This window comes from Pseudomonas helleri, from assembly GCF_001043025.1.
Taxonomy (GTDB): domain Bacteria; phylum Pseudomonadota; class Gammaproteobacteria; order Pseudomonadales; family Pseudomonadaceae; genus Aquipseudomonas; species Aquipseudomonas helleri.
This window is the reverse complement of record NZ_JYLD01000003.1, coordinates 492,284-501,754: the sequence shown is the minus strand read 5'-3', so window position 1 is coordinate 501,754 and position 9,471 is coordinate 492,284. Positions and strand designations below refer to the sequence as shown.

Here is a 9,471-nt window from a genome sequence, read left to right as displayed (position 1 = left end):
AACTCAGTAGTGAAACGATGCATCGCCGATGGTAGTGTGGGGTTTCCCCATGTGAGAGTAGGTCATCGTCAAGATTAAATTCCGAAATCCCTGTCTGCTCACGCAGACAGGGATTTTGTTTTTGTGCCCAAAAAAACATTGAGCATCGCCCCGCAACAAGCAATCGATACACCCAGCGAAAATCCCCAACCTACACTGGACACCCCCGCCCAGGCCCCCACGCTCTTGCAGCTTGCAGCTTGCAGCTTGCAGCTTGCAGCTTGCAGCTTGCAGCTTGCAGCTTGCAGCTTGCAGCTTGCAGCTTGCAGCTTGCAGCTTGCAGCTTGCAGCTTGCAGCTCACAGCTCACAGCTCACAGCTCACAGCTCACAGCTCACAGCTCACTTCACCCCCTTGCATCTAAAGTCCTACAAATAGGCAAACTTCTTTAGGACTTCGCACATTAGAATAGGCGCAGTCATTTCTAAGACAGAGACGCCTTATATGCCAGATCCAGCTGACGCCAGCAGGGTGTCAGATTTACCGCTGGACGAGTTAGTGGCCTGCCATGAGTGCGATCTTCTGATGCGTAAACCGCATCTCGCGCTTGGTGAAAAAGCCCAATGCCCGCGTTGCGGTTATGAGCTTTATGCCCATCGTCACAATGTGGTCGAGCGTAGCCTCGCTCTCGTCATTGCCGCCTTGCTGCTGTATGTCCCTGCGAACTTTTTACCCATCATGGAACTCAACCTGTTGGGCCAGGCTTCTCAAGATACCGTTTGGAGTGGCGTTGTCGGCCTCTTCGACACAGGCATGCAAGGCATCGCCGTCGTGGTGTTTTTGTGCAGCATGGGGATTCCGTTACTCAAATTGCTGTGCCAGCTGGCAGTGCTGCTGAGCATCCGCTTGAACATTGGCCGCTCTTACGGCTTGCTCATCTACAGGATTTATCACCACTTGAAAGACTGGGGCATGCTTGAGGTGTACCTGATGGGCGTGCTGGTGGCCATTGTGAAGTTGGTCGACCTGGCCGAGCTGAGTCTGGGGCTGGGACTCACCTGCTTCGTCAGCCTGTTGCTGGTTCAAGTCTGGCTGGAGGTCGTCATGTCACCTCACCAGATCTGGCAGGCGCTTTCAGGGGAGGATACGCATGCGTGCGATTGATGCTGGCATCCTGATTTGCACCGAGTGCCACGAATTAAATCGGCAAGACAAAGACGTCGATGAGCAAACCTGCACCCGCTGTGGCGCTCTGGTGCACGCTCGTCGCCCCAACAGCTTGCTGCGTACCTGGGCCCTGTTGCTGACCTCAGCCATTCTGTATATACCGGCGAATTTGTTGCCTATCATGACCATCAATGCGCTGGGCCAAGGCAGCCCCAGTACGATCATGTCCGGGGTGATCGAGTTGGTGCAGCACGGGATGATACCCATTGCCGCAGTCGTGTTCGTGGCCAGTATTTTGGTGCCCACCTTCAAGCTGGTCGGCATTGCCTTGCTGCTGTTCTCGGTACAGCGCCACCAGCCCTTGTCTGCCCGGCAACGTATCATCATGTACCGATTTATCGAGTTCATTGGCCGCTGGTCGATGCTCGATATTTTTGTCATCGCCATTCTGGTGGCGGTGGTGAACTTTGGACGTATTGCCAGCATTGAGGCTAATCTCGGCGCTGTTGCCTTCGCCAGCGTCGTGATCCTCACCATGCTTGCAGCTGTAACTTTTGATCCCCGACTTATTTGGGATAACACGGAGTCGGATGACGACCATGAGTGATTTACCTACTGCTAAAACCCGTCCGGCGTCCAATTGGTCGGCCATCTGGATTCTCCCGCTTATTGCCCTGATCATCGGTGGCTGGCTGGGCTGGAAAGCCTACAGCGAGACGGGCATCGATATTCAGGTGCGCTTCGAAAGTGGTGAAGGCATCGTCGCCAACAAGACCGAAGTGGTCTACAAAGGCATGCCCGTAGGCAAGGTTAAAACCTTGGCACTGGATGAGAGTGGCCCGAGCAAAGGGGTCATCGCCACCATCGAGATGAACAAGGACGTTGAACAATACCTCAAAACCAACACCCGCTTCTGGCTGGTCAAACCCAGCGTTTCTCTGGCGGGTATTACCGGCCTCGAAACCCTGGTCTCCGGCAACTACATTGCGGTCAGCCCGGGTGATGGCGAGTCCACACGCAAGTTCAAAGCGCTGTCGCAAGAGCCGCCGCTGTCTGACGCCAAGCCAGGCTTGCACCTGACACTCAAGGCCGAACGACTGGGGTCGCTGAATCGTGGCAGCCCGGTATTCTACAAACAAATCCAGGTTGGTCAGGTTAAAAGCTACGTATTGTCCGAAGACCACAACACCGTCGAGATCAAAGTCTTTATTGAGCCGACCTACGCGAATCTGGTGCGCAAACACACGCGCTTCTGGAACGCCAGCGGCATCAGCATCGACGCTAACCTGTCAGGGGTAAAAGTACGCAGCGAATCGCTGGCCAGCATCGTCGCCGGCGGTATCGCCTTCGCCACCCCCGAGAATCGCAAAGACAGCCCGCCAACCGATCCCAACCTGCCGTTCCGCTTATATGAAGACTTCGATGCTGCCCAGGCGGGCATCAAGGTCAAAGTCAAGCTCAGCGACTTCGAAGGGCTGCAAGCAGGGCGCACACCTGTCATGTACAAAGGCATTCAGGTCGGTAGCCTCAAAGCCTTGAAAGTCGACCCCGACCTCAGCAGCGCCAGCGCCGAATTGGCCCTTGATCCCCTGGCCGAAGACTATCTGGTAGAAGGCACCCAGTTCTGGGTGGTCAAACCCTCCATCTCACTGGCCGGTATTACCGGGCTCGAAGCGCTGGTTAAAGGTAACTACATCGCCATTCGCCCGGGTGACAAAGGCAGCAAGCCCGAGCGCGAGTTTGTGGCCCGCCCTAAAGCGCCGCCTCTGGACCTGCGCTCACCGGGCCTGCACATGGTGCTCTTCACCGACAACCTGGGTTCACTGGATGTCGGCAGCCCGGTGCTCTACAAACAGGTTAAAGTCGGTTCGGTCCAGAGCTACCAGTTCTCCCGCACTAAAAAGCAGCTGATCATTGGCGTGCACATCGAGAAGGAATACGAAGGCCTGGTCAACGCTTCAACCCGCTTCTGGAACGCCAGCGGCGTGACTCTCACCGGCGGCCTCACCAGCGGCATCCAGGTTAAAAGTGAGTCCCTGCAAAGCTTGATGGCTGGCGGCATCGCGTTCGAAACCCCGAAAGCCACGGCGCCTTTGCAAAAGCGCATTCCGCGTTTCCGCCTCTTCAGCGATCGTGACGCGGCGATGGAGCAAGGCGTGCCGATCACCATCAAAGTGGCGAGTGCAGACGGCTTGAGCAGCGGTTCGCCTATTCGCTTCAAAGGTTTGACAGTCGGCAAGATCGAAAGCGTCGACCTCAGTGACGACCTGCAATCTGTGCTGCTGCAAGCGCGCATCACCGAAGTGCCGGAACGCATTGCGCGGGCAGGCACGCAATTTTGGGTGGTCAAACCCGAACTGGGCCTGATGAAAACCGCCAACCTCCAAACCTTGGTGACAGGCCAGTACCTCGAAGTACAACCGGCACCCAAAGGCCGCGGGCTACAAAGTGACTTCGTTGCTCTGGAGCAAGCGCCCGACGCCGCAATACCTGAAGCAGGGCTGCGCCTGGTCTTGAGTGCAGCACGTCGGGGGTCGCTCAAAGAGGGGGTGCCTGTCACCTATCGTGAAGTCACCGTGGGCAAAGTTACCGGGTACGAATTAGGCAACACCGCTGACCGAGTCTTGGTGCATATCCTGATCGAGCCGCGTTATGCGCCATTGGTGCGTAGTGGCAGCCGCTTCTGGAACACCAGCGGCTTCGGTGTCGACTTTGGTTTGTTCAAAGGCGCGACGATTCGTACCGAGTCCCTTGAAACCCTGGTTCAAGGCGGCATAGCCTTCGCCACACCAGACGGCGACAAAATGGGCAACCCGGCTCGGCCACAACAAACCTTCCCGCTCTTCGACAAGTTCGAAGAGGAATGGCTGCAATGGGCACCGAAGATCCCGTTGGCTAAATAACCCGCAACATGCCCATTAAAACCGCGATCACTGATCGCGGTTTTTTTTCGTCTGCGTATTCTCCCCCAGCCAAAACCATACTCATCGCCACGCCGACTTTTTCAAAAACTTCAGAGAATTCCTACGTTGGATTTGCTGGGAGCACGTTAACTTCTTCCCAGTTTCGTCGTTTGGGCCAGGTTCACTATTTAAGGGGATAACTAATAGGGGCGTGGTCAACTTTAATGCGGCAAAACATTGGAGTAGAACTGTTTAAATAACTCACGGATGAACTTCTTGATTGAAAGGTATGCGGTACCGTGCCTGACAACAAGTTTAATTTAATAGGTGGCTCCGAAACTTAATCATCTAAAGGAAATTAAAAAAATGAAGTTCGTAATGAAATCTGCTTTGGTCTCCATGTTCATGTTGGCGGGGTCTGCTTCGATGGTACAAGCGGCAGGTGCCGGTCAAGGAACAGTTACTTTCGAAGGTTCGATTATTGAAGCTGCTTGCTCTATCGCGCCTGAAAGTGTTGATCAGACTGTAGGCCTTGGCCAAGTTGCCAAGTCGCAATTGGAAGCGGGTGGCTCGAGCCGGCCTGAACCGTTCGAAATCAAGCTGGTGGGTTGCGATACCGCGACCCTTAAAGGCGTCAGCACCACCTTTACCGGTGGCATATCGAAAGACGTTCCTGGGGCATTGGGTATTGTAGGCACGGCTTCTGGTGCAGGCATCGTCATGCGCGATTCGTCTGGTGCAGACATCAAATTGGGTACTCCAACGGCATCTCAACCCATCCAAGATGGCAATAATACCTTGCAATTTGGCGCATTCCTCAAAGGCGCTACCGCCGCAGATGCGGTCATACCAGGTGAATTCACCGCCATTACCAACTTCTCATTGGCTTACCAGTAAGTCATTGCCCTGCCACCGCGAGGTGGCAGGGTAACTTGAAAATGAGAACCTGCTCGTGAATGTAATAACGCAGTTAACTATTACTTCTTCGTTCGCACTGTTAATAGTGCCCTTTAATAACGTTGTAGCGGCTGGCCAACAAAATGGGGTTGTTACACTCGGCGGTGAGATTCTTGACGCGGCCTGCGCCATGGATACCAGCAGCGCTTATCAAGTAATTGAAATGGACCCCATGCCTATTGGCCGACTTATTCGGCTGGGTGAGGGCGACCCGCATTCGTTTACCTTGCGTTTAATTAATTGCTCACTCACCCGTAATGACCCGGATCGTCCCGGTGAAAAGTTGCCCGACTGGCAACACATACGCGTGACCTTTGACGGCGTATCAGACCGTCAAGGCCTTTCCTTCGCCGCCAATGGCTCTTCACAAGGTGTGGCCTTTCACATCACTGATGCCGAAGGCCGCGAAAGCCTTCCCGGGGTGCCCATGACGATGATCCCGCTTTCGAGCGTGAGGGACCAAGTGCTGCATTACACCCTCAAATTGGTTGGCAACAACCAGCCTCTGTCTGTAGGCAGTCACCGTGCTGCGGTGCGTTTCAGGTTGGAGTACTACTGACATGGTTGGTCTGTTTTCCATGCTCAAAACCTCAACGATAAAAGCTGCATGGCCTCCGTGTGTCATGAGCGGGCTGATGGTCGTGGCCGGCAGCGCAATCGCGGCCGGCGATATCCAGTTCAATACCGACATTCTTGACCTGAACGACCGTTCCAATATCGACCTGTCGCAATTCTCGCGCAGCGGCTTCATCCTGCCCGGTGTTTATCCGATGAACGTGCAGATCAACGCCCAGAGCCTGGGCGAGCAGCGCATCGCGTTTATCTCTCCCGAGGATGACCCCAAAGGCAGCGAAGCCTGCCTGTCGCCCGAGCTGGTTGCGCTACTGGGGCTCAAAGAGGGCAAGGACGCCGAACTCACCTGGTGGCATAACAATGAGTGCCTGAACATTCGCAGTTTGCCCGGTATGGAAGTCACTGGCGATCTAAGCACCTCGACCCTGCGCATCTCGTTGCCCCAGGCCTACCTGCAATACACCGCGCAAAACTGGGATCCGCCTTCGCGATGGGATGAAGGCGTGTCGGGCCTGTTGTTTGATTACAACCTCACCGCCCAATCCATTCGCAACAAAAACGACGGCGTTAAAAATAACCTCAGCGGCAATGGCACCCTCGGCGCCAACGTCGGTGCCTGGCGGGTGCGCGCCGATTGGCAAGGGCGTGTCGATGCCGAAGATACCAGCCGCACCCAACACATGGAATGGAACCGCTTCTATGCCTACCGCGCATTGCCATCCCTGCAGGCGCGCTTGTCGGTGGGCGAAAACTACTTGTATTCCGACCTGTTCGACAGCTTCCGGTTTACCGGTGTTGCGCTCAATTCTGACGACAACCAATTACCGCCCAACTTGCGCGGCTACGCGCCAGAAGTCGTGGGTGTCGCACGCACTAACGCCAAAGTGGTCATCAGCCAGCAAGGGCGCGTGCTCTACGAAGCGCTGGTGGCTGCCGGGCCGTTCCGTATTCAGGACCTCAATGATGCCGTCAGCGGCTCGATGGACGTACGGGTAGAGGAGCAGGATGGCTCGGTACAAACCTTCAAGGTCGAGTCCGCCAGCATTCCCTACCTCACACGGCCGGGCAGCGTGCGTTTCAAAGTGGCAGCGGGCAGGCCGACGAACTTGCAAGAGGGCGGTGCCGGCAGCGTCTTCAGTACCGGCGAATTCTCTTGGGGTGTGGCCAACGGCTGGTCGCTGTTTGGCGGGGCAATCACCGACAACAATTACCGCGCCCTCTCAATAGGTGTGGGCCGCGACTTGATGGCCTTCGGTGCGGTGTCACTGGACAAGACCCGAGCGAGCACCACGCTGTACGGTGACACCTTCACGGGGTCCTCCTATCGTTTGAGCTACTCCAAACGGTTTGAAGAGTACGACAGCCAAGTCTCGTTTGCCGGGTATCGGTTTTCACAAGAAAATTACCTGAGCATGAGCGAATACCTCGATGTGCGTCACTACGAAGGCGACGTCGGAGGGAGCAAGTCTCTGTACACGGCCACCTTCAACAAACAGTTTCGCGATGCCGGTGTGTCGGTCTACCTGGACTACAGCAATCAATCCTATTGGGACCGGCCTGACAGCGAGCGCTGGAACCTGTCGCTGTCGCGTTACTTCGATGCAGGGCCGGTCAAAAACCTGAGCATGTCGCTTAACCTGTTCCAGACCCAGCAGCGGCAAGAACCGACCAGCAAAGGTATGTTCCTCACCTTCAGCGTGCCCTTGGGCCGTTCGGGTTCGCTGTCCAGCAGTTTCAACAGAACCCAGAATACCAACAGCTATTCAACGCGCTACAGCGACCGTATCAATGCGCGTAACAACTATCAGTTGGCGGCAAGCGACACCTCGGTCAGCGGTTTCCTGAGTCACTCCGGTGATCGGGCCGATGTTGATCTCAGCGCGGGCATCGAAAAAGACAGCCGTTCAAGCCTCAGCGTGTCTGCTCGAGGTGGCGGCACGCTGACCAAAGACGGCGCTGCACTGCACCGCAGTTCCAGCATGGGCGGCACTCGCCTGATGGTCGACACCAGCGGCGTGGCGGATGTGCCAATACGCGGTTATGGCACGCCGACACGCAGCAACGGCTTCGGCAAAGCGGTGATCTCGGACATCAGCAGCTTCTACCGCACCTCAGCCAGCGTTGACCTGGAAAGCCTGCCAAGCAACATCGAGGCCACCCAGTCGGTCACCGAGCTGACCCTTACCGAAGGCGCCATCGGTTATCGCACCCTGGCAGTGATCTCCGGTGAGAAGGCCATGGCGGTCCTGCACCTGCCCGATGGCAGCGTCCCGCCGTTCGGCGCCAGCGTCAAAAATGACAAGCAACAAGACACCGGTATCGTCAACGACGAAGGCAGCGTGTACCTGAGCGGCATTCAGCCCGGTTCGCAGATGACCGTCAGTTGGGGCAGCACCGGGCGCTGCAACCTGAGCTTACCCGAGGTGCTTCCGGCTGACGGGCTGGCCTCGACCCTGAACCTGCTGTGCCAGCCCATCAAGGCTGACAGCGCACCCGCCTCGGCAGTCCTGCCTGATGTTTTGGAGAAAAAAGCCTCATGAACCTTAATCCCCGCTTTGCCCCTTTTGCACTGGCCCTGTTGGCGATGTGCCTGATCAACAACAGCAAGGCCGCCATCGGCCTGGACCGTACCCGGGTGATTTTTGACGGCAGCAAAGACGCCGTCAGCATGAACATCACCAATAACAACACCGAACTGCCGTACCTGGCCCAAGGCTGGATCGAAGACGAGTCCGGAAAAAAAATCAGCACCCCGCTGACCGTATTGCCCCCCGTGCAACGCCTGGAACCGGGCAAGAACAGCCAGGTCAAGGTTCAGGGGTTGCCGGCGGCCAAGTTACTGCCTCAAGACCGCGAGAGTGTTTATTACTTCAACCTGCGTGAAATCCCACCGCGCAGCGACAAAACCAACACCTTGCAAATTGCGTTGCAGACGCGCATCAAACTGTTCTACCGCCCGGCGTCGATCATGCCGACCCAGCAGCAACAGTCCAATCCCTGGCAAGAGAAGCTGACCCTGACCCGTAAGGGCGATCATTACCAAGTCAATAATCCGACCCCGTATTACGTAACGCTGGTGGATGCGCGCAACAGCAAGGACGGTAAAACCGCGACCGGCTTCGAGCCGCTGATGGTCCCGCCAAAAGATGCCCTGACACTGGGGCCGAGTGTGGCTGCGCTGGGCTCCACGCCGTATCTGACCTACATCAATGACTACGGCGGTCGCCCGACCCTGGCCTTCACCTGTGCCGGCAATGAATGCAGCGTCGACCCCAAGGCTTCTTCACGCCATGAATAGCGTCATGTTCCTGGCCCGAGGGGTGCTGCTGACCAGCCTGATACTGGCGTTGTCGGCCAACCTGTGCCGGGCCGAAGATGAGCCCATTATGGATGGCGAGGGCTTGCTGGACATCAGCGGCTCGCTCAACCATGCCCCTTGTCTGCTGGAAATGTCCTCGGCCTACCAGACCGTGGAACTCAACAATGTCTCACGCGCCGACTTGTCAAAGCCCGGCGACATGAGCCACCCCGTGGCTTTCCAGTTGCGCTTTATGGACTGTCGGCGCATCGCCGGTGGGCTGCCCAACGAGCGCACCGGCCGTCTGGTCTGGAGCCCTTATGAACCGATTGTCTCGGTGGCCTTTCTGGCGCCGGCCGATTCTGATGACCCGCGTCTGGTCAAAGTACAGGGCGTTACCGGAATGGGGCTGCGCCTCACTGATGCCCTGGGTCGCGACGTGCGTCTGGGTACATGGGGCCAGCCCTTATTTTTGGTGCACGGGCGCGATACCGTGACCTGGTACGTCCAGGCCACCCGCACGCCGGCCCCCCTGACCAACGGCGCCTTCCGTGCCGTCGTGGATTTCAGGCTCAACTATGACTAAGGACCCCGC

The 9,471-nt window shown here is 56.8% G+C and carries 8 protein-coding genes; all 8 read left to right on the top strand.

The features are described from left to right. The first annotated feature begins 482 nt into the window (after nucleotides 1-482). The 8 genes from TU84_RS07750 to TU84_RS07715 all read left to right on the top strand — a co-directional run bounded on the left by TU84_RS07750 (nucleotide 483) and on the right by TU84_RS07715 (nucleotide 9,462). Entirely contained in the window at nucleotides 483-1,142 is a 660-nt protein-coding gene (locus tag TU84_RS07750; protein ID WP_048368453.1) for a paraquat-inducible protein A, read from the top strand. Then, nucleotides 1,129-1,752, top strand: coding sequence for a paraquat-inducible protein A (locus tag TU84_RS07745; protein WP_048368452.1), 624 nt, complete (start codon nucleotides 1,129-1,131; stop codon nucleotides 1,750-1,752). Before TU84_RS07750 ends, TU84_RS07745 begins: the two co-directional genes overlap by 14 nt. After that, a complete protein-coding gene (locus tag TU84_RS07740) occupies nucleotides 1,745-4,048 on the top strand; it encodes a PqiB family protein (protein WP_048368479.1) in 2,304 nt (767 codons plus the stop codon). The genes TU84_RS07745 and TU84_RS07740 overlap by 8 nt, the downstream gene beginning before the upstream one ends. Nucleotides 4,049-4,414: 366 nt before the next feature. Then, on the top strand, nucleotides 4,415-4,945 hold the full coding sequence (locus TU84_RS07735) for a fimbrial protein (RefSeq protein ID WP_082148639.1): 531 nt from the start codon (nucleotides 4,415-4,417) through the stop codon (nucleotides 4,943-4,945). 190 nt (nucleotides 4,946-5,135) lie between these two features. After that, a complete protein-coding gene (locus tag TU84_RS07730; protein WP_305977943.1) occupies nucleotides 5,136-5,564 on the top strand; it encodes a fimbrial protein in 429 nt (142 codons plus the stop codon). Between the two features lie 19 nt (nucleotides 5,565-5,583). Further along, nucleotides 5,584-8,118, top strand: a complete 2,535-nt coding sequence (locus tag TU84_RS07725; protein WP_082148641.1) for an outer membrane usher protein — start codon at nucleotides 5,584-5,586, stop codon at nucleotides 8,116-8,118. Continuing rightward, nucleotides 8,115-8,876 carry a fimbria/pilus periplasmic chaperone gene (locus TU84_RS07720; protein WP_048368451.1) on the top strand — a complete coding sequence of 254 codons (762 nt, stop codon included), beginning with the start codon at nucleotides 8,115-8,117 and terminating at the stop codon, nucleotides 8,874-8,876. The genes TU84_RS07725 and TU84_RS07720 overlap by 4 nt, the downstream gene beginning before the upstream one ends. Further along, nucleotides 8,869-9,462 carry a fimbrial protein gene (locus tag TU84_RS07715; RefSeq protein ID WP_241486388.1) on the top strand — a complete coding sequence of 198 codons (594 nt, stop codon included), beginning with the start codon at nucleotides 8,869-8,871 and terminating at the stop codon, nucleotides 9,460-9,462. Before TU84_RS07720 ends, TU84_RS07715 begins: the two co-directional genes overlap by 8 nt. The last annotated feature ends 9 nt before the right edge of the window (nucleotides 9,463-9,471 follow it).